The organism is Streptomyces sp. NPDC005728, from assembly GCF_040630895.1.
Lineage (GTDB): Bacteria > Actinomycetota > Actinomycetes > Streptomycetales > Streptomycetaceae > Streptomyces.
Genome location: NZ_JBEXYL010000006.1, coordinates 9956 through 35642, shown reverse-complemented (window position 1 = coordinate 35642; position 25687 = coordinate 9956). Strand labels below are relative to the sequence as shown.

General features: G+C 72.1%; 19 protein-coding genes. 9 read left to right on the top strand and 10 right to left on the bottom strand.

The window, feature by feature from the left end; translation table 11 throughout:
- Positions 1–74 precede the first annotated feature (74 nt).
- Together ABZ471_RS06520 and ABZ471_RS06515 are read left to right on the top strand one after the other, a co-directional pair.
- Positions 75–437, top strand: a complete 363-nt coding sequence (locus ABZ471_RS06520; protein WP_359063095.1) for a four-helix bundle copper-binding protein — start codon at positions 75–77, stop codon at positions 435–437.
- Positions 438–506: 69 nt separating this feature from the next.
- On the top strand, positions 507–1325 hold the full coding sequence (locus ABZ471_RS06515; protein ID WP_359063093.1) for a class I SAM-dependent methyltransferase: 819 nt from the start codon (positions 507–509) through the stop codon (positions 1323–1325).
- On the opposite strand, the gene ABZ471_RS06510 is transcribed toward ABZ471_RS06515, so the two are convergent.
- A complete protein-coding gene (locus tag ABZ471_RS06510; protein WP_359063091.1) occupies positions 1322–2641 on the bottom strand; it encodes an LCP family protein in 1320 nt (439 codons plus the stop codon). The genes ABZ471_RS06515 and ABZ471_RS06510 overlap by 4 nt on opposite strands.
- A gap of 92 nt (positions 2642–2733) precedes the next feature.
- Between ABZ471_RS06510 and ABZ471_RS06505 the strand changes: the two genes are divergently transcribed.
- Complete coding sequence (locus ABZ471_RS06505) at positions 2734–3309, top strand: acyl-CoA thioesterase (protein WP_359063089.1); 576 nt, start codon at positions 2734–2736, stop codon at positions 3307–3309.
- Positions 3310–3352: 43 nt separating this feature from the next.
- On the opposite strand, the gene ABZ471_RS06500 is transcribed toward ABZ471_RS06505, so the two are convergent.
- Positions 3353–4738 (bottom strand): LCP family protein, encoded by a 1386-nt coding sequence (locus ABZ471_RS06500; RefSeq protein ID WP_359063087.1) that lies wholly within the window; start codon positions 4736–4738, stop codon positions 3353–3355.
- A gap of 247 nt (positions 4739–4985) precedes the next feature.
- Here ABZ471_RS06500 and ABZ471_RS06495 point away from each other — a divergent pair, with 247 nt between their 5' ends.
- Positions 4986–6014 carry a glycosyltransferase family 2 protein gene (locus ABZ471_RS06495; RefSeq protein ID WP_359063085.1) on the top strand — a complete coding sequence of 343 codons (1029 nt, stop codon included), beginning with the start codon at positions 4986–4988 and terminating at the stop codon, positions 6012–6014.
- Positions 6015–6074: 60 nt separating this feature from the next.
- Here the strand turns inward: ABZ471_RS06495 and ABZ471_RS06490 are convergent, their stop codons facing one another.
- From ABZ471_RS06490 to ABZ471_RS06475, 4 genes are all read right to left on the bottom strand, one after another.
- Entirely contained in the window at positions 6075–7667 is a 1593-nt protein-coding gene (locus ABZ471_RS06490; RefSeq protein WP_359063083.1) for an LCP family protein, read from the bottom strand.
- Between the two features lie 128 nt (positions 7668–7795).
- Positions 7796–9559, bottom strand: a complete 1764-nt coding sequence (locus ABZ471_RS06485) for an LCP family protein (RefSeq protein ID WP_359063081.1) — start codon at positions 9557–9559, stop codon at positions 7796–7798.
- Positions 9560–9791: 232 nt separating this feature from the next.
- Positions 9792–10976, bottom strand: a complete 1185-nt coding sequence (locus ABZ471_RS06480; RefSeq protein ID WP_359063356.1) for an LCP family protein — start codon at positions 10974–10976, stop codon at positions 9792–9794.
- A gap of 200 nt (positions 10977–11176) precedes the next feature.
- Positions 11177–11932 (bottom strand): TIGR03089 family protein, encoded by a 756-nt coding sequence (locus ABZ471_RS06475; RefSeq protein WP_359063079.1) that lies wholly within the window; start codon positions 11930–11932, stop codon positions 11177–11179.
- A 111-nt stretch (positions 11933–12043) separates the two neighbouring features.
- Here ABZ471_RS06475 and ABZ471_RS06470 point away from each other — a divergent pair, with 111 nt between their 5' ends.
- Complete coding sequence (locus ABZ471_RS06470) at positions 12044–13456, top strand: peptidoglycan recognition protein (protein ID WP_359063077.1); 1413 nt, start codon at positions 12044–12046, stop codon at positions 13454–13456.
- 116 nt (positions 13457–13572) lie between these two features.
- On the top strand, positions 13573–14655 hold the full coding sequence (locus ABZ471_RS06465; RefSeq protein ID WP_359063075.1) for an NDP-sugar synthase: 1083 nt from the start codon (positions 13573–13575) through the stop codon (positions 14653–14655).
- Between the two features lie 520 nt (positions 14656–15175).
- Here the strand turns inward: ABZ471_RS06465 and ABZ471_RS06460 are convergent.
- The 4 genes from ABZ471_RS06460 to ABZ471_RS06445 all read right to left on the bottom strand — a co-directional run bounded on the left by ABZ471_RS06460 (position 15176) and on the right by ABZ471_RS06445 (position 19233).
- Positions 15176–16189, bottom strand: a complete 1014-nt coding sequence (locus ABZ471_RS06460) for a DNA-3-methyladenine glycosylase 2 family protein (RefSeq protein ID WP_359063073.1) — start codon at positions 16187–16189, stop codon at positions 15176–15178.
- A gap of 98 nt (positions 16190–16287) precedes the next feature.
- Positions 16288–17595, bottom strand: a complete 1308-nt coding sequence (locus ABZ471_RS06455) for a coenzyme F420-0:L-glutamate ligase (protein WP_359063071.1) — start codon at positions 17593–17595, stop codon at positions 16288–16290.
- The gene (cofD, locus tag ABZ471_RS06450) at positions 17592–18551 is read right to left on the bottom strand and encodes a 2-phospho-L-lactate transferase (protein ID WP_359063069.1); all 960 of its coding nucleotides are present in this window, start codon (positions 18549–18551) and stop codon (positions 17592–17594) included. Before cofD ends, ABZ471_RS06455 begins: the two co-directional genes overlap by 4 nt.
- A 175-nt stretch (positions 18552–18726) precedes the next feature.
- The gene (locus tag ABZ471_RS06445) at positions 18727–19233 is read right to left on the bottom strand and encodes a cysteine dioxygenase family protein (RefSeq protein ID WP_359063067.1); all 507 of its coding nucleotides are present in this window, start codon (positions 19231–19233) and stop codon (positions 18727–18729) included.
- A gap of 624 nt (positions 19234–19857) precedes the next feature.
- Here ABZ471_RS06445 and ABZ471_RS06440 point away from each other — a divergent pair.
- From ABZ471_RS06440 to ABZ471_RS06430, 3 genes are all read left to right on the top strand, one after another.
- Positions 19858–20121 carry a WhiB family transcriptional regulator gene (locus ABZ471_RS06440; protein ID WP_010986447.1) on the top strand — a complete coding sequence of 88 codons (264 nt, stop codon included), beginning with the start codon at positions 19858–19860 and terminating at the stop codon, positions 20119–20121.
- 212 nt (positions 20122–20333) lie between these two features.
- The gene (locus ABZ471_RS06435; RefSeq protein ID WP_359063064.1) at positions 20334–24002 is read left to right on the top strand and encodes a glycosyltransferase; all 3669 of its coding nucleotides are present in this window, start codon (positions 20334–20336) and stop codon (positions 24000–24002) included.
- Complete coding sequence (locus ABZ471_RS06430; RefSeq protein WP_359063062.1) at positions 23999–25507, top strand: DUF5719 family protein; 1509 nt, start codon at positions 23999–24001, stop codon at positions 25505–25507. Before ABZ471_RS06435 ends, ABZ471_RS06430 begins: the two co-directional genes overlap by 4 nt.
- Positions 25508–25687 lie beyond the last annotated feature (180 nt).

The window sequence follows — 25687 nt, the reverse complement described above, 5'->3', positions numbered from 1 at the left end:
CAGAGCTGGGCACCCGGGCGTAGGACGGAAGCACACGGGGCCCGCCCCGGCGCCCCCTGCTCCGAGGAGGAGCCATGACCCAGCCCGGAACCATGACCCCGATGACCCAGCAGATGCAGGACTGCGTCGAGGCCTGCATGAAGTGCCACAGCATCTGCGAGGAGACCATGAGCTCCTGCATGCAGATGGGCGGCCAGGTCCAGATGCAGATCATGCGCGCGCTCATGGACTGCTCCGAGATGACCCGCATGTGCGCCGACATGATGATGCGTCGCTCGCCGATGTCGGCCGAGATGTGCGCGATGTGCGCGAAGGCCTGCGACATGTGCGCCGAGGCGTGTATGTCCATGCCCGACGACCAGCAGATGATGCGCTGCGCGGAGGCGTGTCGCCGCTCCGCGGAGATGTGTCGCACGATGGCGGGCGCCCGCACGTGACGTGAGGGCCGGCGGTTTCGAGGGCACCCCCGTGGGTGCCCTCGATCCTTGGTGCGGCAGGCTGGGGCCATGATCGAGACGGATGCGACGGCGGCCTTCGACGCCGTCGAGCGGGCCATGTGGGCGGGGCGGACCGAGGCGTACGCGCGGAGCTTCGGCCGGCTGTGCGCGCACCCGGTGCCCGCGCTGCTGGACGCGGCCGGGGTCGGCGAGGGGACGCGGGTCCTCGACGTCGGCACCGGCACCGGCACGGCTGCCCTGGCGGCGGGGGAGCGGGGCGCGCTGGTGCGGGCCGTGGACGCGGACGCCGGCATGGTCGCCGAGGCACGGCTGCGCGGGCTGGCCGCAGAGGTGGCCGTCCTGCCCGTACTCCCTTTCCCGGACGGGGAGTTCGACGCCGTGGTCGGGAACTTCGTGCTCAACCATGTGGGTCGGCCGCGCGCCGCGCTCGCCGAACTGCGGCGGGTGCTGCGGCCCGGCGGGCGGGTCGCCCTGACCCTGTGGGGCGCCCGGCGCGGGGCCGGTCAGGAACTGCTCGGGCAGGCGTGCGCGGCGGGCGGCGCGGTGCCTCCGTCGTATCTGCCGCGGCTGGACCCGGACGAGGACTTCACCCGCACTCCGGAGGGTCTGGCGGCGCTGCTCGCGGAGGCCGGCTTCGGGGGCGCCGAAGCCGGTGAGCTGGCCTGGGAGCACCGGGTCGCGGTCGAGGAGTGGTGGGGCGGGGCGGCCGGCGGGGTGGCCACCGTCGGGCTGGTCGTGACCTCGCAGGACGCGGAGACCGTCGTACGGATCAGGCGGGAGTACGAGCGGCTGAGTGCGCCGTACACGGACGGGGAAGGGCTGCTCGCCCTTCCCCATGTCGCGCTCCTGGCCTCCGGGACCGCCTAGTTGCCGGAGACGGTGACCTTCTCGTCGTTCTTCAGCTCGTTCACCAGCGTCTTCACCTTCGCCTTGTCCCAGACGAGGTTGCCGCCCGACGAGCCGGAGACCGGCATGTTCATCGAGGTGCCGTCACCGCCGCTGACGCCCTTCATCGCCCAGAACATGGACGCCAGGTCCCACAGGCTCATGTCCTTGTCGACGGTCAGCGAGTCCAGGCCCGCGCCCATGGTCGGGTAGAACTTGAACGGGTTGAGAACCGTCGACGGGGTGGCCACCTGGTGGGCCAGGGCCGACAGGAACTTCTGCTGGTTCTTCGTGCGCTGCAGGTCGGAGGCGGCGAAGGCGTGCCGGGTGCGGACGAAGGCCAGGGCCTGCTCGCCGTTCAGGGTCTGCTTCCCGGCCTTGAAGTCGGCGCCCGAGTACTTGTCCTTGAAGCCCTTGTCGATGTCGATCTCGACGCCGCCGACCGCGTCCACGATGTTCGCGAACCCGGCGAAGCCGATCTCCACGTAGTGGTCTATGTGCAGTCCGGTGTTGGCCTCGATGGTGCGGACCAGCAGGGTCGGGCCGTCCTCGGCGTAGGCCGCGTTCAGCTTCGTGTGGCGACCCTGGGCCGGGTAGACCTTCCCGGACGTCGACCCCTTGTACGACGGGACCACCACGTCCGAGTCACGCGGCAGCGAGATCAGCGTGTCGCCGTTGTCGCCGACGTGCAGGATCATCATCGAGTCGGTGCGCTGGCCCTCGGCGGAGCCGGTGTGCAGCTTCTTCTTGTCATCGGCCGACATGCCCTTGCGGCTGTCGGAGCCGACGATCAGGTAGTTCGTGCCCGCGCCGGTCTCGGGCCGGTCGATGACCGTGGAGAGGTCGACGTCCCGGTGCAGCTTGGAGTCGGCCCAGAAGTAGGTCGCCACCGACGTGACGATGAGCACACTCGCCAGCGTGATCGCGGTCCACTTGATCCGCCGCCGCCAGTTCGGGGCGGGACGCGGACCCCGGGTGGGCGTCCCGTCGGGGCCGCCGGGCCCGCCCGGACCGCCCGGGGAGCCGTAGACCTGGCCCGTGTTGTAGCCGCTGTCGTAGTCGCCGTAGCCGTCGTCGTATCCCTGGCCGTCGACGTACGACGGCTGCTGCGGGACCCCGCCGCCGTACGGCGGCGCCGACGGGCCGGGAGCGTCGTACGAGCGCTGCCCGGGCGGTGCCGCCGGGCCGCGCCGCACCTGACGCATCGCGCGGGCGCCTTCCGGCTGCGCGCCGCCACTGCCGCGTCCGTAGCGCGGACCGCGGTTGTCGTCGGACCATCCCTGGGGCCAGTCATTCATGCGCCCCAGTGTGCAGGGCACCGCTGTGTGCCTTACAAGGGGTGTCGGAAAATCAGAGCGGCGCTGTTGCGAAGCTGACACAAATTCCGCGAATGCCAGTTCGGCATAAGGTTGAGGCCATGACAGACCAGGCCCCGGACGCGGATCCGGACATCCCGGGCAAGCCGACGTCCGCTTCCCGCACCACGCTCAGCCACATCATGACCCACAACGACACCAACCTGCTGGGGACGGTGCACGGCGGGGTGATCATGAAGCTCGTCGACGACGCGGCGGGCGCGGTGGCCGGACGGCACTCCGGCGGACCGGCCGTCACCGCCTCCATGGACGAGATGGCGTTCCTGGTGCCGATCCGTGTGGGCGATCTGGTCCATGTGAAGGCGCAGGTCAACTGGACCGGCCGGACCTCGATGGAGGTCGGTGTCCGGGTCCTCGCCGAGCGCTGGAACGAGTCCGACCCGGCCACCCAGGTCGGCTCGGCCTACCTGGTCTTCGCGGCCGTGGACGCCGACGGCAAGCCGCGCCGGGTACCCCCGGTGCTGCCCGAGACCGACCGCGACCGCCGCCGCTACCAGGAGGCCCAGATCCGCCGCACCCACCGCCTGGCCCGCCGCCGCGACATCCGCGAGCTGCGCGAGAAGCGGGCGGCGGAGGGCTTCGAGGACTGAGGCCCCGGGCTTCGAAACCCCCGGGCACCCGTGGGGCGCCGTGCTAGCCGGCCCCCTCCGTGCCCGAGCAGACCACCTCGTTGCCGCGCAGCACGCTCTGCTCCGGCTTGCCCGGGTCCTCGACCTTCACCTGGTGCACCGCCTTGAAGCCGGCCCCGGCGGTCACCTTCAGCATCGGGCCCATGCCCGGTACCGCGCGCAGTTCGCTGCCGGGCAGGGCCGCGCCCAGCGTGCGGGCGGAGCGGTCCCAGCGGGGGTCGTAGGAGATCACCGTGCGCTTGACGTCGTGGACGGCCGCGGTGGTCGGCTGGCGGGTGGTGGCGAAACCGGCCGCCGCGAGCGCCGCGTCGACCCGCTTGGCGAGCCCGGCCGTGCCGGTGCCGTTCTCCACCTGGACCCGGATCTGCCGCGGGTCGACCTCGACGGGTGTCGGCAGAGGTCCACGGCGCGGGTGGTCCACGGCGAGCGGCTTGTCGTCGCGCAGGGACCGGAAGAGCCGGTCGGACGCCACCGGGTCCCACTTCAGGGTCGAGCCGATGCCCTTGACGGGGAAGTTCATCTGCCCGATGGGCACGGTGGTGAACTCGGAGGACGACGGGGAGAAGTTCCGCATGGCCCGGCCGAGGTCGAGCAGCTCGTCGGTGCCGAAGCCCTCGTCCGCGCGCACCGAGCCGAGCACCGCCCGGGTCACGTCCCGGAACCGCATCGGGTTGAGCAGCACCCCGGAGGAGGTGGCCTGCTCGATCAGCGCGGCCAGGAACCGCTGCTGCCGCTTCATCCGGCCCAGGTCGCTCGCCCCGTCGACGTGCCGGGCGCGCACGTACTGCAGCGCCTGCCCGCCGTGGAGGGTGTGGGTGCCGGGTGCGAGGTCGAGACCGGTGTACGCGTCCTTCAGCGGCGTCGCCGTACAGATCCGGACCCCGCCGACGACGTCCACGGTCTTCATGAAGCTGGTGAAGTCGACCTCGAGGTAGTGGTCGATCTTCACGTGGGTCATGTTCTCGACCGTGCCGATGGTCAGCTGCGGGCCGCCCTCGGCGTAGGCCGCGTTCAGCTTGCCGGCGTGCGGGGCGTGCCGCTGCCCGGTGCCGGGGTCGACGTGCTCGGGCACCTCGGCGTAGGAGTCGCGCGGCAGGCTGACCACGCTCGCCCGCTCCCGGTCCTCCGAGATGTGCACGATCATCATCGTGTCCGTGCAGTGGCAGGGGGCCCCGCCCAGCCGGTACGCGCGCCGCTCCGACTCGCTGATCTTGTCGCGGCCGTCGGTGCCGACCAGCAGGACGTTCATGCCGTGCCCCGCGCGGGGCCGGTTCTTCATGTCCTTGAAGGCGTCCACCCGGGAGATGCCGGCGTCCAGGCTGGTGACGACCGCGTGGCCGATCCCGGCGGAGGCGAGCACCACCACGGACAGCGTGGTGACCGCCCGCATGGCCCACCGCGGCCGCCTGGGGTGCGGGGGCCGCACGGTCCGCTGGGGCTGCCGTGGCACACGGGCGGGCGGCTGCGGTCGGCGCTGCGGCCGGGCGGGCGACCTAGGCGGGCTGGGCAAGGGACACCTCCGGACTGCGGCCGTACGCGGGATGTGTGAGAACCGTAGGCCGATACGATCTCCAGCCCGCGTCCACGCCCCGGCGGCGCGCACCGGTGTCCCCCATTCGCGGTAACGTGAGGCCCCTATGAACGCCAAGCCCGACGTGCAGCTCCCCGCCGTTTCTGTGATCATGCCGGTCCTCAACGAGGAGCGGCATCTGCGCGGGGCCGTCCAAGCGATCCTCGCGCAGGAGTACGCCGGCGAGATGGAGGTCGTGATCGCCCTCGGTCCGTCCACGGACCGCACGGACGAGATCGCCGCCGAGCTGGTCGCCGAAGATCCCCGCGTACACACCGTCGCGAACCCGACCGGCCGCACGCCGGCCGCCCTCAACGCCGCGATCAAGGCCTCCCGGCACCCCGTCGTGGTGCGCGTCGACGGCCACGGCATCCTCTCGCCCAACTACATCGCGACCGCCGTACGGCTCCTGGAGGAGACCGGCGCGCAGAACGTCGGCGGCATCATGCACGCCGAGGGCGAGAACGACTGGGAGCACGCCGTCGCCGCCGCGATGACCTCGAAGATAGGCGTCGGCAACGCGGCCTTCCACACGGGCGGCCAGGCGGCCTCCGCCGAGACGGTCTACCTCGGCGTCTTCCGCCGCGAGGCGCTGGAGCGGCAGGGCGGTTACAACGAGGAGTTCATCCGCGCCCAGGACTGGGAGCTGAACTTCCGCATCCGCGAGGCGGGCGGCCTGATCTGGTTCTCGCCGGAGCTGAAGGTGTCGTACCGGCCGCGGCCGAGCGTGAAGGCGCTCGCCAAGCAGTACAAGGACTACGGCCGCTGGCGCCATGTCGTCGCGCGCTACCACGAGGGCTCCATCAACCTGCGCTACCTCGCCCCGCCGACGGCGGTGTGCGCGATCGCGGCGGGCCTCGTGGTGGGCGCGGCCCTCACTCCGTGGGGCCTGGTGGTACCCGGCGGCTATCTCGCCGCGATCGCGGCGGGTTCCGTCCCGGCGGGCAAGGGACTGCCGCTCAGGGCCCGGCTGCAGATCCCGGTGGCCCTGGCGACCATGCACATGTCGTGGGGTTGGGGCTTCCTGACCAGCCCCCGCTCCCTGGCGAAGCGAGTGATCTCCTCGCGGCGGCCGGCGGTGCTCGAATCCCGCTGATCATGTGAACGAAGAGGGCCCCTCCTTCCCGAGGAGGGGCCCTTTCACGTGCTCACCCCGCTACCACCGGTAGGGCTCGTACACGTTCATGCACGGGGTGGTGTCCGAGCCGTTGATGGCGTCGGAACTGCTCGGCAGGTCGCCGGCCTTCGGGTCGGACTTCTTCGCGTAGGCCGTCCCCTCGCGCCAGTCCCCGCCGACGACGACGGTGACCCCCGACACGTCGGTCGACTGCTTCACCTGGTTCATCGGGATGCCCAGCGCCTTGGCGACGGCCTGCGCGTCACCCTCCAGTTCGGCGCTCGGGTAGCGCACCACCGTCTGGTCCGCGGACAGTCCCGCCGTGGTGTCCGCCCCCGCCCTGGCGTACCCCTTCTGCGCGAGCACCTGGCCGATCGTCCGCGCCCGGTTGCCGACCGGTGCCTGTGTGGCGGACTGCGTGGCGTTCTGCACCAGTACCCCGAGCCGGGCCGCGTCGACCGAAGGAGCCTTGGTCGGCTGGGACTTGCTCGCCGCCTTCTTCGACCCCGACGCCTTGCCGTTCTTGTCGAACGGCACGTCGTCGCGGAGCATCTGCCATATCTGGTCGGCTCCCTCGGTCGGCACGACGTGCTCGCCGTTCTGCGGGTCCTGGTCGTTGGGCATCGTCAACGACGTGATCCGGTTCGACGGCACCGACTTCAGCTCCATGCCCAGGTCGTAGAGCTTCTTGACCGTGCCGATCTCCTCGGAGACCTTCAGGGACTTGGTGGCCGCCTCGGCCAGGTCCATCAGGCGTCCGGTGTCGGTGAACACGTCCTGCTGCTTGAGCGTGCGGATCATCGAGTTCAGGTACATGTGCTGGGCGCGGGCGCGCATCACGTCACTGCCCCAGGCGTGCCGCGTCCGCAGCCACTGCAGGGCCTGCACATGCTTGACCTTGTGCGTCCCGGCCGTCAGCTTCAGGCCGGAGCCGCCGTGCTGGGCGGGTGTCGAGTGGTCCCAGACGTTCTGCCGCACACAGACCTCGACGCCGCCGATGGCGTCCGCCATGTTCACCACGCCCGAGAAGTCGATCGTCATCCAGTGGTCGATGTAGACCCCGGTGAGTTTCTCCCAGGTGTCCAGCGTGCAGGCGGCACCGCCGCGGGCCAGCGAGGTGTTGATGATGTCGTTGGTCGCCGGGTAGACGTGACCCGTCTGGGGGTCCTTGCACCGGGGGATGTCGACCCGGGTGTCCCGGGGGATGCTCACCATGGCGGCGCTCGTGCGGTCCGCGGAGAGGTGGATGAGCATCTGCACGTCGCCGAGCGGCGGGTTGCCCCGGTTGTCCTTGCTGCCGCCGAGTTTCACGTTCTCGTCGGAGTTACGGCTGTCGGAGCCGATCAGCAGGATGTTCAGCGGCGTCTGGCCGGCCGCGTTCGGCCGGGTCTTCTGCGCCTTGGAGTCGCCGTTGCTGCGCAGGCCCTTCTGGATGTTGCCGTTGAGGTGCTCGTAGTACAGGTAGCCGGCGCCCGCCGTGCCGAGTATGACCACGGCCAGTACGGTCGCCGACCAGCGCAGCGCGCGCCGTCGGCGCCCGCGTAGCTCGGTCTTCCGGCCGCCGCCGCGCCGCCCGCCGCCGTGCCGTCCGGACCTCTCGGGCGCGCCCGCTGCCTGCGGCGTCAGCCCCATCGTGTCCTCGACCGCAGGAGGCTCCCCCCGTACACCGCTCTGCGACAATTCCCCATCCTCCCCACCCTGCGCCGGGCAACGGGTCCGTCCCGCGCCGAGTTAGACGCACGACGGACCCGTTGGGTTACCTACGAGGCGCACTGAACCTTGTCCGCCGTGGACTTGTCGACCTCCGGCGCCTTGGTCGGAGCGGTGAGGGGGATGCCCGCGCCCTTGAAGTCCTTGCCCAGGGTGAGCGTCATCGCCGGCACCCCCTGCGAGTTGGTCACGCTCTTGCCCGGCTTCAGCGCGGTTCCGGGCAGCCCCATCAGGGCGGCCAGTTCACGCGCCTGGGACGCCTGGTCGGGCGCGTACTCGAGCGTGGTCCTGCCCAGTTCCGCGGGCGCGTTGCCCGCGTTCTCGGACTTGAGCACGCCCTCCTCGGTCTGCAGCCACTGCAGCGTCTCCTGCGCGCTGCCGGCCTCGGCACCGCCGTTGAGGATCCGCACCCGCACCTCGGAGGGCTCGGACCTGGTGCCCTTCAGGCGGGCGGCCGCCGCGTCCTTGGCCGCCTTCTCCTTCTTCTTCACCTCGGTGAAGGAGACGTCGCTCCTGATGGCGTCGAAGACCGAGGGCGCCTTCGTCTTGTCGACGACGACCGTCGCGTGGACCTTCTCGGTCGGGTTGTCGACCACGGGCACCGTCACGAAGGAGATGTTCTTCGGCGGCACCTTCTTCAGCTCCAGCGCCACGTCCTTGAGCGTGCTCACCGAACCGATGCCCTTGTCGACGGTCAGCGCCTTGGTGGCCGCCTCCGCCAGCTTCACCAGTTTGGTCGGGCTGGTGAGGGTGTCGCTGGAGGACATCTTGCGCATCAGCGAGGCCATGAACTGCTGCTGGACCTTGATGCGGTCCAGGTCGCCCTGGTTGCCCCAGCTGTGCCGGGTGCGGACGAACGCCAGCGCCTGCTCGCCCTCGATCTTGGACGGACCGGCGGGCAGGTCCAGATGCGAGTCCTTGTCCTTCACGGCGTGCTTGAGGCACACGTCGACGCCGCCGACCGCCGTCGTCAGCGTCTTCACCGCGTTGAAGTCGACCATCATGAAGTGGTCGGGCTCGATGCCGGTGACCTCCTTCACCGTCCGCATGGTGCAGCCCGGGTCCCGGCCCTCCTGGCCGAGGCTGGTGTTGAAGCGGACCCCGTCGGTGCCGGGGATGACCTTCTTGGTGTCGTCGGCCTGGGTGGTCTCGCAGTCCGGCACGTTCACGATCAGGTCGCGCGGAATGCTCAGCGCCGTCGCGTTCGTCCGGTCCTTCGCGACGTGCAGCAGGATGTTGGTGTCCGCGTGCCCGACGCTGCCCGAGTCGCCGTAGCCCTCGTTGCCCTTGCCGGTCCGCTTGTCGGTGCCGATGATCAGGATGTTGAAGGCGTCGTCCTTGCTGAAGCCGTCCTTGGCAGCGTCACCGACATCCGTCGTGGTGACGTTGCCCTCCAGGTGCTTCAGGTAGAGGTAGCCGGCCGTGCCGATGGCGACCAGGACGAACGCCGTGCCGCCGGCGGTCCATGCCAGCACCTTCTTGGCCTTCGACTTCTTCTTCACCGGCCGCCGGGCCGCACGCCGCCCCGGCGGCGTCTCGGGCTCCGCAGCACGGCGCCGGCGCTGCGGCGGCACGTTCCCGCCGCCGCGCACCTGCCCCATCTCGCGCGTCTCGCGGTTCTCCCGCGCCGCAGCGTCGCCGCGGCCGCGCGCCGCACCGCCGGGTGCGCGGGGCTTGGCTCTCCGCGGCCCGGGGACCGACGACTGCGGTGCGGAAGGACTCAGTCGCAGTTCGTATTCGCCGGTGTTCGGATTGAGTACCCACTGGTCTGCGGGGTCGATGTTGTCCGCCCGCCCACGGCCTTGCGCGTCCACGGTTGTCCGAATCCTCCGTCGGGGCCACGCGGCGCCTTCCCCCTCAAAGGCGCTCGGGTCTCGGTGAATCGGTGCGCGACCTCAGGACAAGCCTCGCGGCCGGGTGCACCGGATCGCTCACACTATCCGCCCAGTTCAGCGTCAAGCGACGCCGGTGACAAATTCCACCTTCCTACAACTGGGCAATCCCCCTCATTTTCCTGGACAGAAGTTCGTCGCCTTGGTGCGCGCATTACTCGCAGGCGTGCTCGGCGGCGGTGTTCCCGTGAAACGTCGGGGCGGGGGAGGGGCCGTTCTCGCGGTCTCCTTGGGAGCCTTCGCCGGGAATTGCCCGTGATGTGCCGGGAAGTTCCCGTGAGGTGTCCTGGGTCACCGCCACCGACAGGTCGGCCCGCAGCCGCGCGAACAGTTTCTCGGCCTCCGGTTCCACGAGTTGGTCGCGGTTGGCGTCGTAGACGTACGACTCCCGCGGCACCGTCAGGAACTGCACGTGTGCGGCGGGGATGTCACGCAGCCCGCGCACCAACTGGTACAAACCACGCAGACTTGCCAGTTCGGGATCGGTGGTGAGCGAGGAGGTCGCCGCGTCCAGCACCGGGTAGAGCTTCACCGGGTTCAGCAGGACGTCGCTGCTCTGCACCTTGTTGACGAGCGCGCCGAGGAAGAGCTGCTGCCGCTCCATGCGCTCGGTGTCGCTGCCGTCGCCGAGCGACTTGCGGGCCCGTACGTACCCGAGCGCCTGCTCCCCGTCGAGCGTCACCCTGCCCGCCGGGAGCTTCAGTCTGGCCGCCTTGTCGTTGATCGGTTCCCTCAGGCACACCTGCACGCCGTCGACGGCGTCGACCATCTCCTTGAACCCGCTGAAGTCGACCACCATGTGATGGTCGATACGGACGTCCGTGAGCTTCTCGACGGTACGGATCGTGCAGGCCGAACCGCCCACCTGGAAGGCGTGGTTGAACATCGCGAACACCGGCTCGCTGCGGGTGCCGTCCGCCCGCAGGCAGCCGGGGATGTCCACCATCAGGTCCCGCGGCAGCGAGACGGCGGTGGCGCTGCGCCGGTCGGCGGCCAGGTGCAGCAGGATCGTGGTGTCCGACCGCTCGCTGCCCAGGTCGCGACCGTACTGCTGGTTGCCGTCCCCGGCCCGGGTGTCCGACCCGATCAGCAGGATGTTCTGCGCGCCCCGCACCAGCGCGGTGGGCCGCTCCCGCTCGTACCGGGCGAGTTCCGCGGCGGCCGCCTCGTCGGGCGTGATGTTGGCGCTGAGCTTGGCGTACACGGCCCAGCCGGCCCCGGCCGCCGCCACGGCGACCGCACCCACCGCCAGCGCGCCCCGGTGCACCCACCGCCGCCGACGCCGCCGCGCGAGCCCGTCCCCACTGGCCGAGGCCCCGGGCCCGGGGCCGGGGGGCATGCCGCCGGTGTCGGTCACGTGCGGGCCCCCTCATGGCGTACGAGCGTCATGCCTCTGCTCTTACGACGATGGCGGGGACGGGGGGCGAAGGCGCCCTGTACTGCTCCACACGGGGGACGGCGGCCGACCCGAAGGGGGGCGGGGAACCGCGCGATCAGCCCGCGCGCACCCGCACCGCCGTACGGCCGCCCCAGCCCCTCTCAGCGGCGCACCACAGACACCCTCTCGCTCTCCACCCGCTTGGCGAGACCCTCCTCGTCCAACCGGTCGAGATGACGGCACAGCACCACGGACGCCCCGACGGCCAACGGCGCGTACAACCCCGCGCTCAACCCGTCCCACGTGTCGTAGGGCAGAGCGGAGAGCAGCCTCGCCCCCGGCCCCGCCAGGCGCAGCGACACCGCATCCGCCATCGCCCGCTCCACCACCTCGCCCCCGCTGAACTCGGCCCCGGCGACAATCAGCGCCGGCTCCTCCGGATCCACGGGAGCGAACGGAGCGAACCGGTCCCCCTGGCTCGGCACCTCCACCGCATAGTCGGCGAAGCCCTCCGGCGTCTGCGGGAAACGCCCGCCCAGCGGCCGCAGGGCGAGAGCGATCCGCTCCCCGCGGCACGCCCGCGCCGCTTCCAGCGAGTCCGGCCCGCTGACGACGACGTCGGCGGACGCCGGATCCCCGCCCACATCCGCCACCGCCCCCACCGACGCACACGCGAGCAGCCACACGGCCGTCTGCCAGTGCGCGGGCAGCAGCAGCGCGACCCGGTCGCCGGGGCCGGCGGACAGATCGCCCTGCAGGAGATTCGCGGTCTTGGCCACCCAATTGGCGAAGGTGGCCACGGACAGTTCGACACGTTCGCCCGTGGCGTCGTCGTAGAAGGTCACCAGGGGACGGCCGGGGTCCGCGGCGAGCGCGGAACGCAGCAGGTCGGCAGGGGTGCGATCGGTGGCATTCACCCGCGCAAGGGTACGCCGGGGCGGGCCGGCGCACCGCCTGCCGGGGCCACCGGTTCGGCGGAGCGGTTCCCGACGGTTCGTCAGTTTCCCTATGGACATATTTGTCTGACTATGTCCAGGATCATGGGCATGCGTGGATTCCTCACTTCCTCCGTCGGTGCCACCTCGATCGGCGTCACGTGCGCGGCCGCTCTCGCGCTCCCGCTGACCCTGCCCGCGACCGCCGTCGCCGCGCGGTCGGAGCGGACGGGCGCCACGGGCCGGGTGGCCGAGGCCGCGGTCCCGGGCAGCACCCAGTCGCTGCCCCTCGTCCCCCTCGCCCGCACCCGCGTCCTCGGCACGGCACCGGAACAGGGTCTGTACCGCGCCCACGTACGGCACTTCTCGCTGGTCGGCGTGGTCTGGGACGACCCGGACACCGAGTTGGACGGCCGGGTCCAGGTCCGTACCCGGGGCGCCGCGTCCGGACGGTGGTCCGGCTGGCAGGACGTCGAGACGCACAACGAGGACCACGGCGCCGACCCGGGCACGACCGAACGCTCCTCGGGCCGGGTGCGCGGGGGCACCGCGCCGCTGTGGGTGGGCGACTCGGACGGCGTGGACGTCAGAGTGCGCGCCGGCTCCGGGCCGGCCCCGGCGGCCGGCGACCGCAACGGCCGTCCCGACGGCCCGGACTCACCCCTGCCGCCCGGGCTGCGCCTGGAACTCGTGGACCCGGGAGGCGAGGACCCGCCCCACGGCTCGCCGGCGGACGTTCCCCGCACCGGGACCGGCAACCAGCCCGACGCGACGGCCGCCGCCTACGCGGCCAACACCGACCTCGCGCCCTACGGCGCCCTGGAGATCCCGGAGCTGGGCCGGCGGGCCACCGAAAAGGAACTGGCCCGCCTGGACACGGACGTTCCGCGCGGGAAGCCGCACATCGGGCCGCGCCCGAAGATCGTGACGCGCCGGGGCTGGCGTGCGGACGAGTCACTGCGCAGGGGAGGGTTCGTCTACACGAAGAAGGTCAAGGCGGCCTTCGTCCACCACACGGCCTCGGGCAACAAGTACACCTGCTCCAAGGCACCCTCCGTCGTCCGCAGTATCTACCGCTACCACGTCAAGAGCATGGGCTGGCGGGACATCGGCTACAACTTCCTCGTCGACAAGTGCGGAACCATCTACGAGGGCCGGGCCGGGGGTGCGGCGAAGGCGGTCCAAGGCGCCCACACCCTCGGCTTCAACGCCAACAGCATGGGCATCGCCGTGATCGGCAGTTACGGCTCCGCCAAGCCGTCCAGCGCCGCGGTGAAGGCCGTCGCCCGGCTCACCGCGTGGAAGCTCGGCCTCTTCCGCGCCAATCCGCGAGGCAAGACATATCTGACGTCGGGAGGTGGCAATCTCTACCCAAAGGGCAAGAAGGTACGACTGAACGTGATCTCCGGCCATCGGGACGGATACTCCACCGACTGTCCGGGCAAACGGCTCTACGCCAAGCTCGGCACGGCCCGTTCCAGCGCGGCGAAGTATCAAGGGCGCTGAGGGCAGGTTCTCGCGGGACACCGCGTGGCCGTCGGGGGCACCGTCGCACGGTCTGCATACACTGGCCGGCCGAAACGAGAAGTTCGGCCGGTCCCGGCAGGAAGCAGAGACGACAGGTGACAGAAGCGATCCTCCTGGTCGGCGGCAAGGGCACCCGGTTGCGTCCGCTCACGGTGCACACGCCGAAGCCCATGGTCCGGGCGGCCGGGGTGCCGTTCCTCACGCACCAGCTGGCGCGAGCGAGAGCGGCGGGCGTGGACCACATCGTCCTCGCGACGAGCTATCTCGCCGAGGTCTTCGAGCCCTGCTTCGGCGACGGTGCCTCCCTCGGACTGCACATCGAGTACGTCACCGAGGAGGAGCCGCTCGGCACGGGCGGCGCGATCCGCAACGTGGCCTCGCGCCTGCACTCCGGTCCCGACGACCCGGTGCTGATCTTCAACGGCGACATCCTGACGGGCCTGGACATCAGGCGGCTCGTGGACACCCACGAGTCGACGGGCGCGGACGTCTCCCTGCATCTCACCAAGGTGACGGACCCGCGCGCGTACGGCCTGGTCCCCACCGACGACACCGGCCGTGTCCTCGCCTTCCTGGAGAAGCCGCAGACACCGGAGGAGATCGTCACCGACCAGATCAACGCGGGGGCGTACGTCTTCCGCCGCTCGGTCATCGACACCATCCCGGCGGGCCGCCCGGTCTCGGTCGAACGCGAGACATTCCCGGACCTCCTGTCCGCCGGGGCCCACCTCCAGGGCATGGTCGACTCCACTTACTGGCTGGATCTCGGCACCCCGGCGGCCTTCGTCCGCGGCTCGGCGGACCTGGTCCTCGGCCGGGCGCCCTCCCCGGCGGTCCCCGGCCGCTGCGGCGACCGCCTCGTCCTTCCCACGGCCAGGGTCGCCCCGGACGCGAAACTGACGGGCGGCACGGTGGTCGGCGAGGGCGCGTTCGTCGCGGAGGGCGCGCGGGTCTTCGGCTCGACGATCCTTCCCGGCGCCGTCATCGAGCCCGGCGCCGTCATCACCGACTCCCTCATCGGCACCCGGGCCCGAGTGGGCGAACGCTCCGTCCTCACCGGCACGGTCATCGGCGACGGCGCGGTGGTCGGTCCCGACAACGAGCTGAGGGACGGCGCACGTGTGTGGTGCGACGCCCGCATCCCGGCGGGTGCGGTGCGTTTCTCTTCCGACCAGTAGCTGTGCGACCGGGCGGGGCACCCCCCTCCCTCGGGGACTGCGCCCCCTGGGCCGCCTAGCGCCTGCGGGCCCGTGCCGACCGGTCGCGCAGTTCCCCGCGCCCCTGAGGAGCTACAGCCCCTGCACCCACATCGCGCGACTTGGCCGGCGCCTGCCTGGCAGGGGTGGCGTGCAACTGCTCGTGGTGGTGGGCCGTCGTGCGGCTTGGGTGGCGTCGGCTGGGTGGGGGTTGGCGTACGACCTTCGTGGTGGTGGGCAGTCGGCAGTCCGGGCGGCGTCTGCCCGGCAGCAGCAGACGTACGACCCTCGTAGCCGCGGGCCGTCGTGCGGCTTGGGTCGTGCGGCAGGTGCTTCGCCGAGCAGCGGCCGGCTTGCCACCCACGTAGCTGCGGGCAGTCGTGCCGCTGGGGCGGCACGGGTGGGCGCAGCGGCACCCCGCCGACGCGGGGGAGCGAGACCCACCCCTGCCCAGCATCCGCACCGGGCACCTGACAAGCGCCCAGCCCCGGCACACGGCGTCTCACAGCAGACCGATGTCCACCCGAGGCATCTTCGGCGCCCTACGCGCCGGCACGTTCCCGCTCAGCAGGATCAACCGGGCCGCCCGATGCCGCTGCCCGGCATACGGCTCCAGCAAGCGCAGCATCTCCGCATCGTCCGCATCCCGATCTCCGGCCAGTGCCCACCCGACGATCCCCGGCAGATGCAGGTCCCCCACCGTCACCGCATCCGCCGCCCCATGAATGCGCTGCACGGCCTCCGCCGACGTCCACGGCCCCACCCCCGGCACGACCTCCAACCGCGCCTGAGCCTCCCCCGCCGGCATCCCCACCGCTTGCTCCAGCCGCGCAGCAACCCGCACGGCCCGCAGAATCGTCGAGGCCCGCTTGTCGTCGACCCCCGCCCGATGCCACTCCCAGGAGGGAATCAGCGCCCAGCTCCGAGGCGCGGGCATCACCCACATCGGCCGCTCGCTCACCCCCGCCGGCCCCGGCGCCCGCTCCCCGAACCTCCGCACCAGCAAGCGCCACGCCCGATACGCCTCATCGGTCGTGACCTTCTGCTCCAGCACCGACGGAATCAACGACTCCAGCACCAGCCCCGTCCGCGTCAGCCGCAGCCCCGGCCGCCGGTGCCGCGCCAGCGCCACCACCCGGTGCCGCGGCACGAACGCGTCCGGATCGTCGGCGGCACCGAGCAACTGGGGCAACTGCTCCAGCAGCCACTCGGCACCCGGCCCCCACGCCTCCCCGCGCACCTCACCGCCGCGGGCGTACACCCGCAGCGTCCCTGGCCCGGCGGGTGTCAGGCTGGCCCGCCACACGGACCCGTCCCGTGTCGTCCGGAACGTCGGATCGGCGGGTCCGCGCCGCAGCGGTCCCAGTACCAGCCCGAGATCGAGCGGCCCGTCCGGCACCCAGCTCCGCACCCGCGCCGCCGCAGCAGCACTCTGCCGCGGCACCCCGCCGGGCACGGCGACCTCCCCGCCGCGCACGGTCGTACGCGTGGGCCGCGGAGCGAAACGTCCAGCCACGAATGAGTCCTGTGAGTCCTATGAGTCCTGAGGGTGCCGGTGCTGCGGACACTGCCGTCCTACGAGACTAGGCGAGACCCGCCGACCGTACGGGACGCTCACCGCACCTCGATGAACGCCCCCGCGTCCCGCTCCGGCCGCGGTCTCGGCTCCTCCGCCGGATGCCCGACCGCCACCGCTCCCATCGGGTCCCAGCCGGCCGGCAGGTCCAGCACCTCGCGCACCACGTCAGGGCAGAACATCGTCGACGACACCCAGGCCGAACCCAGCCGCTCCCCGGCCAGTGCGACCAGGAAGTTCTGCACGCCCGCGCCCGCCGCGACCACGAACATCTCCCGCTCGGCGCCGTCCCGCCGGGCGTCCCCGTAGGTGTGCGAGCCGTCCATGACCAGGCACGGCACGACCAGATACGGCGCGTTGCGCAGCACGTCACCGCGCCGGACCCGCTTGGCGATGGACTCCTCGCTCCTGCCGTCCCGGCGCAGGTCCGCGATCCACGCGTCCCGCATCGCGTCGAGCAGCCGTACCCGCGACTCCTCCGACTCCAGCAGCACGAACCGCCAGGGTGTCGTGTGGTGCGGCGCGGGCGCGGTCACCGCGGCGGCCACCGCACGCCGGACCGCGCCGGGGTCCACGGGGGTGTCGGTGAAGGCCCGTACGGTACGGCGCTGGGTCACGGCCTCCCGCACGGCCTCGGACGTGCCGAGCCGGAACATGTCGTCCCGCGCGCTGCGCACCAGCGCCCGCGCCCCCTCGCCGTGCTCCTCGGCCACGGCATGGGCGAGCCCGCGCACCACGGCGACCGGCCGTGCCGTCGCCTTGCCCTTGACCAGGTCACCGGCGGCGGCCAGTTCGTCCGCCGTGGCGACGACGGTGGCGCTGAGCGGATTGCCGTACGCGTCCGTGCGCCCGCGCAGATCGTCCAGCACGCGCACCCCGGCGGCGCCGATCGCCACGTCCGTGAGCCCCGAGCGCCAGGGCCGCCCGAAGGTGTCGGTGACGACGACGCCGACGTTGACGCCGAGCGTGTCGCGCAGCCCGTCGCGGATCGCGCGCGCGGAGGCGTCCGGATCCTCGGGCAGCAACAGCACCGTCCCGGCAGGGGTGTTGGAGGCGTCGACCCCGGCGGCCGCCATGACCAGGCCCTGCCGGTTCTCGACGATGCGCAGCGTGCCGCGCCGCGCCACCACCCGCACCGTCTCGGAGTCGATCGCGGCCTCCCGGTCGTCCGCCCGGACGATCCGCCCCTCCGCCTTGGACACGATCTTGGACGTGACGAGCAGCACGTCACCGTCGGCCAGACCGGGCTCGGCCGTGGCGATCAGCTTGGCCAGGTCGTCCCCCGCCTGCACCTCGGGGATGCCGGACAGGGCCCAGACCCGGTACTCCGCACGCTCCTCGCTCACGCTTCCCGCACCTCCTCGGCCAGCGCCAGCGCCTCCCGTGCCATCTGCGCGGTCGCGTCCACGTCGGTCATCATCAGCGGTACGGCCCGGCAGCGGATCCCGTCCGCCTCGACCCGCCCGACCGCGCCCGCGTCGACGGTGTCGACCAGCCAGCCGTCCAGCAGCCCGGAGCCGTAGTGCTCGGCGACCGCCGCCGCCGTGGACTCCACGCCGACCGCGGCGAGGACCTTGTCGGCCATCCCGCGCACGGGGGCGTCCCCGACGATGGGGGAGAGGCCCACCACCGGCACGCCCGCCTCCGCGATCGCCTCCCGGATGCCGGGCACGGCGAGGATCGTGCCGATGGACACCACCGGGTTGGACGGCGGGAAGAGGACGACGTCCGCCTCGGCGATGGCCTCCAGGACACCCGGCGCGGGCTTGGCCTGCTCGGCGCCGACCGGCACGATCGCCTCGGCCGGGACCGAGGCGCGCAGCCGTACCCAGTACTCCTGGAAGTGGACGGCCTTCCGCTCACCGTCCAGCTCGACGGCCACGTGCGTCTCCACCCGGTCGTCGGTCATCGGGATCAGCTTCACGCCCGGCTGCCAGCGCTCGCACAGCGCCTCGGTGACCGCGCTCAGCGGATAGCCGGCGCCCAGCATCTGCGTCCGGACGATGTGGGTGGCGAAGTCCCGGTCGCCGAGCCCGAACCACTCCGGGCCGACGCCGTAGGCCGCCAGCTCCTCCTTGAGGTGGAAGGTCTCGTCCGTCCGTCCCCAGCCCTGCTCCTCGTTGATACCGCCGCCCAGCGTGTACATCACCGTGTCGAGGTCCGGGCAGACCTTCAGCCCGAAGAGGTGGATGTCGTCGCCGGTGTTGCCGATCACCGTGATGTCCGCGTCCGGCACGGCCCGTTTCAGACCGCGCAGGAAACGGGCACCACCGATGCCGCCTGCCAGAACCACAATGCGCATGGGGCAAGTCTGGCAGGCGGCTACGACAACGCGTCAGGTGGTCAATCGGCCAGGCGCCCGATCGGTCAGGCGCTCAACCGGTCAGGCGCTCAACCGGTCGGACGGCAACCGGTCAGGCGCTCAACCAGTCGGACGGCAACCGGTCGGACGGTCGACCGGTCACGCGGTCGACCGGTCAGGCGGTCACCGAGCGAGGCTCGGTGCGTGCCTCGCAGTGCTGGGCCGTGTGCATCGGCATCTCGGTCAGGCCCGGGTAGTAGACGTGCAGGCTCACCGCCGGCTCCAGCGCGTCGTTCACCACCTCGTGCACGTACCCCGGCGCGAACACCCGCTGTGCGCCGGCGGTCAACGCGCGCGTGCCGCGCTCGGTGTGCTCGGTCAGCGTGCCCTCCAGGACGGTGAGGACACCGGAGGAGCGGCCGTGGTCGTGCCGGCCGCTGCCCTGTCCCGGTACCCAGGACAGCAGCCACACCTCGTAGCCGGGGCCGGAGCGCAGCCGGTGGTACCAGCGCGTGGTGGCGTCGTAGCGGACGAGGTGTGCCCACTCGGAGCGGTCGGCGGCGATGGCGCGGGCGAGGCCCACGAACTCGGCAACGGTGGCCGGGTGCTCGCGCGGCGGCTGGAGCAGGTGCGGGACTTCGAGGATGTCGCCGGCGATCTGGAGGTCGTAGTCGCTGTTCATCGGGATGCTGTGATTCCTCGGCGGAAGAGTGGGGTGCCCTGAACTGAGGGTTCTGCAAAGGAGGGAACGGCCGGGTCATGAGACTCGGCGGCAGCCGGAGCGCGTCGGCTCAACAGCTGGAACAGCAACAACAGCTACAGCGAACCCGGGCAGCACCGAGCGACCCGGCGGTGCGGGTCGAGGTGAGTGCCAAGTTCGCGAGCATGCCCACAAGGACATCGGTTCACACCCGCACTGTCAACTCGCCGCCCGGCATGTGGGACATGTTTCACCTCATCCGGTTCACCTGTCAGGCGAAAGGTTTGTGCACTCGGCCCCGGGGACACATGGCGCACATCCGAGGCGCGCAAACCTCGAGGAACGCGATCGAACGCGGGGGCGTCCTTCTTCGTACAGAGGTCCGTACGGGGTCCGTCGCCCCTCTGGCCTCCTCTGCGCGTCAAGGTTTATGCCGATTTGAACACTTTCCGCACGGCCTTGGTTCCGCAGAGTGAATAACGGGCCCAATAGCAGATCTCGGCTTGACTCGCCCGGAGCAGCACACTTGTAATTTCACTCGTGTCGTTCAGCCGAAATCGGTAACGGCTGCGGCACGGGGACGCGAAAGACAGACGAGGGGCGCACATGACCGAGCTGGTGCAGCAACTGCTGGTCGACGACGCGGACGAGGAACTCGGCTGGCAGGAGCGCGCGCTGTGCGCCCAGACCGACCCCGAGTCCTTCTTTCCCGAGAAGGGCGGCTCCACCAGAGAGGCGAAGAAGGTCTGCCTCGCCTGCGAGGTCCGCTCCGAATGCCTCGAATACGCCCTCGCCAACGACGAGCGCTTCGGTATCTGGGGCGGTCTGTCCGAGCGCGAGCGCCGCCGGCTGAAGAAGGCCGCGATCTGACCGACTTCTGAGCACTCCTGACCGCCGTCTTACCGAACGGCGGGACAACATCCGCGCATACAGCGCGAACGGCCCGTCGCCGGTGGGTTATCCACAGGCGGCGGGCCGTATTCATGGCCAGCCGATAGTGTGGGCGCTCGTCCGAGACGCACCGGTGTCCCCTCGGGGCACAGGCGTCCACCGCAGTCCATCGAACCGGGGCCCGTACCTCGATGTCCGTGCACAGCCAAACGGCAGCCCACGATCCGGCTGCCACGGCGGCGTTCGACCCGACCCGCCAGGCGGCGTTCGACCCGACCCGCCCGCCCGAGTTTCCGCGTCACGTAGTCACCGCGGTGCTCGTCTCCCACGACGGCGCCCGCTGGCTGCCCGACGCGCTCGCCGGGCTGCTCGGCCAGGAGCGCCCCGTCCAGTACGCGGTGGCGGCCGACACCGGCAGCGCGGACGACTCCGCCCGGCTCGTCACCGAGGCCCTCGGCGACGACCGCGTGCTGCACCTCGCCCGGCGTACCGGCTTCGGCCAGGCCGTCGAGGAGGCGAGCCGCACCGCCCCCGTCCTCACCCCGGACGAGCTGCCGTACCTCAAGCGCCCCAGCGGCTGGGACCCCGTCACGCGCACGTGGCGCGACGACGCCTACGACCTGCCCGACCTGCCGCACGGCGAGCCCGTCCAGTGGCTGTGGCTGCTGCACGACGACTGTGCCCCCGAACCCGACGCCCTCGCCCAGATGCTCCGGGTCGTCGACAACGAACTCGAACTGGGCCGCGACGACGTCGCGGTCGTCGGCCCCAAGCTGCGCGGCTGGTACGACCGCAGGCAACTGCTGGAGGTCGGTGTCTCCATCGCCAACTCCGGCCGCCGCTGGACCGGCCTGGACCGCCGCGAACAGGACCAGGGCCAGCACGACCACGTCCGTACCGTGCTGTCCGTCTCCACAGCGGGCATGCTCATCCGCCGCGACGTCTTCGAACAGCTCGGCGGATTCGACCGCCGGCTGCCCCTGATGCGTGACGACGTCGACCTGTGCTGGCGCGCGCATGCGGCCGGCCACCGCGTCCTCGTCGCCCCCGAAGCGGTCGTACGGCACGCCGAGGCGGCCTCCCGCGAGCGCCGCACCGTCGACTGCATGGGTCGCACCGCGGCCTCCCCGCACAAGGTCGACAAGGCCGGCGCCGCCTACACCCTCCTCGTCAACACCCGCGCCGCCGCGCTCCCCTGGGTACTGCTGCGGCTCGTCCTCGGCACCCTCCTGAGGACCGTCGCCTACCTCGTCGGCAAGGTCCCGGGCCAGGCCGTCGACGAGATCCGCGGCCTGCTCGGCACCCTGCTGCGACCCGAGCGGATCCTCGCCGGACGACGCCGCCGCGGCCCCTCGCAGCTCGACAAGGGCGAGCTGCGCCAGCTCTTCCCGCCGCCCGGCGCGACCCTCCGCGCCACCGTGGAACAGATCGCGGGCAACTTCTCCGGCACCTCCGACAGCGACACCTCCTCGGCCGGCCGGCACGGCGCCGTGGAGTCGGGACCCGGCGGCGACGACGCCGACTACCTGGAGATCGAGCAGTTCGCCCGGCTCAAGCGCATCGCCCGCAAGCCCGGCCCGGTGCTCTTCCTGGCCCTGCTCCTCGTCTCGCTCGCCGCCTGCCGCGCCCTGCTCGGCAGCGGCGCGCTCGCGGGCGGTGCCCTGCTGCCCGCCCCGCCCGCCGCCGGCGACCTCTGGTCCCGCTTCGCGGACATGTGGCACCCGGTGGGCGCCGGCGGCACCCCGCCCGCACCGCCCTACCTGGCCGTCGTCGCGACACTCGCCTCCATCCTGTTCGGTTCCACCGGACTCGCGGTCACCGTCCTGCTGGTCTGCTCGGTGCCGCTGGCCGGCCTCACCGCCTACTTCGCCTCCAGGCCTCTCGTCACCTCCCGCCTGCTGCGCGCCTGGGCGGCCATCGCCTACGCCTTCCTGCCCGCCGCCACCGGGGCCCTGGCCGGCGGCCGCATCGGCACCGCCGTCCTCGCCGTGCTGCTGCCTCTCATCGCGCGCGCGGGCATCGCCGCGAGCGGCCTCGCCCGCGCCTCCGGCGCGCGCGGCAGCTGGCGCGCCACCTGGGCGTACGCACTGCTGCTGACCGTCACCACCGCGTTCACGCCGATCGTCTGGCCCATCGCCCTGATCCTCGGCCTCGGCGTGCTGGTCCTGCGCCGCAGCGACCTCGTCGCCCACGGCCTGCGCTTCCTCGCCCAGCTCGGCACCCCGCTGCTGGTCCTCGCCCCCTGGTCGCTCACCCTCCTCCCGACCGGCTTCTTCAAGGAGGCGGGCCTGGAGTACGGCGCCTCGAGCGCCTCCGCGCTCGACCTGCTCGGCGCGAGCCCGGGCGGCCCCGGCACCGTCGACGGCCTGATGCTCATCGGTATCGTCCTCGCCGCTCTGGCCGCACTCCTGCGCTCCGAACGCCAGGCGGGCGTCCGGACCGCCTGGGCGATCGCCCTGGTCGGCCTCGTCTTCGCGGTCCTGTCCAACCACTCCACCTGGGCCGGTCCGGCCACCCTCGTCTACGGCATCGCCCTGGTGGCCGCCGCAGCGCTCGGCGCCGACGGGGCACGCGCGCGCGTGGCCGAGCAGAGCTTCGGCTGGCGCCAGCCGGTCGCCGCCCTCATCGCCTTCGCCTCGGCCGCGGGCCCGCTGCTCGTCGCCGCCGGCTGGATGATCCGCGGCGCCGACGGCCCGCTGGAGCGCCGCGACCCCGTGCAGGTGCCCGCGTTCGTCGCCGAGGACGCCACCACCCGCGACCAGGCCCGCACCCTGATCCTCGACAGCGACTCCGCCGCACGCGTGCGCTACACCCTCGTCCGCGGCTCGGGCGCCCGCATGGGAGACGCCGAACTCGCCGCCGCCGACGGCGAGAACGCCAAGCTCGACAAGATCGTCGCCAACCTCGTCGCCGGCTCCGGCGCCGACCAGGCCGGCCAGCTCGGCGGCTTCGCGGTCCGCTACGTCCTCGTCCACAAGGGCGCACCCCGCGAGGTCACCCGCGTCCTGGACGCCACACCCGGCCTGAGTCGGCTCAGCCAGCAGAACGGCAGCGCCCTGTGGCGCGTCGACCAGCCGGTCTCCCGCGCCATGATCGTGCCCGCGGGCGGCTCCGGCACCGCCCGGTCCGTCGCCGCCGGACCGGTGGAGATCCACACCACCGTCCCCTCCGGCCCGGGCAGCCGCGTCCTGCGCCTGGCCGACGCCGCCGCCGACGGCTGGACGGCCACCCTGGACGGCAAGCCGCTCACCCGCACCACGGTCGACGGCTGGGCCCAGGGCTTCCAACTGCCCTCCACCGGCGGTCGGCTGGACGTCACCTACGACGCCCCGATCACCCACACCGCCTGGCTGTGGTCCCAGGGCGCGCTCGCCGTCGTCCTCGTCGTCCTCGCTCTGCCGGGCCGTCGCCGCGACATCGACGACGACCTCCCCGAGGAGCAGCCGCTGCCCGCCCAGGCCACCGCAGGCGAGGGCCGCCGTGCCCGCCGCCTGCGCGCCCAGGCCGAGGAACCCGCCGGCCAGGGACAGCCCGGGGAGCCCGCGCTCCCGCAGGAGGCCCCGGCTGCCGTCCCGCACCAGCAGCAGTACGCCGGCTGGGACACCACGTCCTACGAGGGCAGCGAGTACGCCGGCTACGGCACCGACCAGTACCAGGCCACCGGGCAGTACCCGGCCGGCGGCTACGACCCGCAGGCGTACCAGTCCGACCCCTACCAGACCGGCCAGTACGACCCCTACGCCTACGGCGGCACGGCCGAGCAGATGCCGTACGACCCGACGGCGTACCAGCAGGACTACGACCCGGCCCAGCATCCCTACGGCACCGGCAGCGAGCGCCCCGACGGGAGCCAGCAGTGAACCGCACGACCCTGTCCCTGATCGCCGGCACGACCGCGCTGGCCGCCGTCACCGCCTTCGCCGCGCTCGACTCGCCGTCCGCGTCCGGCGCGGACACCGCCAAGGCGGCCGCCGAGCTGCCCGTGGAACGCACCAGCCTGCTGTGTCCCGCGCCGAGCCTCTCCGACATCGCCGACACGTCGTACACGTCGTTCACACCCGTCACCAAGGGCACGGCGGGCGACGGCAAGGCCGAACTCCGGGCGGCCACCGAGCAGTCGGCGGACGACACGAGCGACGGCACGAAGGGCAAGGACACCAAGAAGAAGGCCGGCAAGCCGGTCCTCACGCCGAAGGAACCGGGCACGCCCGCCACCGGGGACACCTCCGGTGCCGACGCGCCCGCGCTGGTCGGCACCGCCGACGGGAAGTTCGCGCCGGGCTGGACCGTCCAGGAGACCACCGAGGTCGCCGCGGGCACCGGCCGCGGTCTCCAGGGCGTCAACTGCACCGCCCCCGACACCGAGTTCTGGTTCCCGGGCGCCAGTACGTCCACGGACCGCACCGACTACGTGCACGTCACCAACCCGGACGACGCCGCCGCGGTCGTCGACATCGAGCTGTACGGCAAGGACGGCACGATCAAGTCCACTGTGCCGGACGGCTTCACGGTCCCGCCGCACACAAGCAAGCCCATCCTCCTGTCCACCCTCACCGACGAGCGGCAGACCGACCTGACCGTGCACGTCAACGTGCGCAGCGGGCGGGTCGGCGCGGCGGTGCAGGCGCTGGACGACAAGGCGGGCGGCGACTGGCTGGCCGCGGCCGCCGACCCGGCCGGCAGCCTGGTCCTGCCCGGCATCCCGAAGGACGCCACGGACGTCCGCCTGATCGCGTTCACGCCCGGCGACGCCGACGCGGACCTGAAGATCCGCCTGGCCTCCCCGGACGGCCTGATCACCCCGGCCGGGAACGAGACCCTGCACGTGAAGTCCGGCATGACCACCGCGGCCGACCTCGGTGACGTCACCCGCGGCGAGGCGGGCTCCCTGGTCCTGACCCCCACCGACCAGTCGGTCCCGGTCGTGGCGGCACTGCGGGTGGTCCGGGGCAAGGGGGCCAAGCAGGAGACGGCGTTCATCCCCGCCACGGCCCCCGTCGGCACGCGCGCGACCTCGGCCGACAACAGCGGCAGGACCACGACCCTCTCCCTGACCGCCCCCACGGCCACCACCACGGTCAAGGTCACCGCATCGGCGGGCAGCGAGGGCGGCACCCCGGTGACGAAGACCTACACGATCAAGTCCGGTACCACGCAGGACATCTCGGCTCCCGTCCCCTCCGGCCTGAAGGGCACCTACGCCCTCACGGTGGAGCCCGTGTCCGGCGGCCCGCTCTACGCCTCCCGCGCCCTCGCAGCCACCGAGTCGGGCATCCCGGGCTTCACCATCCAAACACTCCCGAACGACCGCGGCCTGGTGTCGGTGCCCCAGGCGGACGAGGACTTGTCGGTACTCCAGAAGTAACCCGGGAGCGGACCTGGTCCCGCTCCCGTCCGGGACCGCCGCGGTGACGCTCGACGTCCGCGATCATGTGCCCACGCGGCGGCACCCCGCCGGCGCCGGCAGGCGAATCCCACGCGCCGCCGCAGCCGGGGTGGCGGGATCAACCGCGGCCCAGGGCCTGTCCGGCGGATCAGGCCGGCT

What these genes read in the sequence shown, in the direction of transcription:
- ABZ471_RS06510 (WP_359063091.1), bottom strand. Translation starts at nt 2,641, where the DNA reads ATGAATGACTGGCCCCAGGGATGGTCCGACGACAACCGCGGTCCGCGC.
- ABZ471_RS06500 (WP_359063087.1), bottom strand. Translation starts at nt 4,738, where the DNA reads ATGCGGGCGGTCACCACGCTGTCCGTGGTGGTGCTCGCCTCCGCCGGG.
- cofD (WP_359063069.1), bottom strand. Translation starts at nt 18,551, where the DNA reads ATGCGCATTGTGGTTCTGGCAGGCGGCATCGGTGGTGCCCGTTTCCTG.
- ABZ471_RS06520 (WP_359063095.1), top strand. Translation starts at nt 75, where the DNA reads ATGACCCAGCCCGGAACCATGACCCCGATGACCCAGCAGATGCAGGAC.
- ABZ471_RS06470 (WP_359063077.1), top strand. Translation starts at nt 12,044, where the DNA reads ATGTCCAGGATCATGGGCATGCGTGGATTCCTCACTTCCTCCGTCGGT.
- ABZ471_RS06480 (WP_359063356.1), bottom strand. Translation starts at nt 10,976, where the DNA reads ATGCCCCCCGGCCCCGGGCCCGGGGCCTCGGCCAGTGGGGACGGGCTC.
- ABZ471_RS06440 (WP_010986447.1), top strand. Translation starts at nt 19,858, where the DNA reads ATGACCGAGCTGGTGCAGCAACTGCTGGTCGACGACGCGGACGAGGAA.
- ABZ471_RS06515 (WP_359063093.1), top strand. Translation starts at nt 507, where the DNA reads ATGATCGAGACGGATGCGACGGCGGCCTTCGACGCCGTCGAGCGGGCC.
- ABZ471_RS06490 (WP_359063083.1), bottom strand. Translation starts at nt 7,667, where the DNA reads ATGGGGCTGACGCCGCAGGCAGCGGGCGCGCCCGAGAGGTCCGGACGG.
- ABZ471_RS06495 (WP_359063085.1), top strand. Translation starts at nt 4,986, where the DNA reads ATGAACGCCAAGCCCGACGTGCAGCTCCCCGCCGTTTCTGTGATCATG.
- ABZ471_RS06435 (WP_359063064.1), top strand. Translation starts at nt 20,334, where the DNA reads ATGTCCGTGCACAGCCAAACGGCAGCCCACGATCCGGCTGCCACGGCG.
- ABZ471_RS06505 (WP_359063089.1), top strand. Translation starts at nt 2,734, where the DNA reads ATGCCAGTTCGGCATAAGGTTGAGGCCATGACAGACCAGGCCCCGGAC.
- ABZ471_RS06445 (WP_359063067.1), bottom strand. Translation starts at nt 19,233, where the DNA reads ATGAACAGCGACTACGACCTCCAGATCGCCGGCGACATCCTCGAAGTC.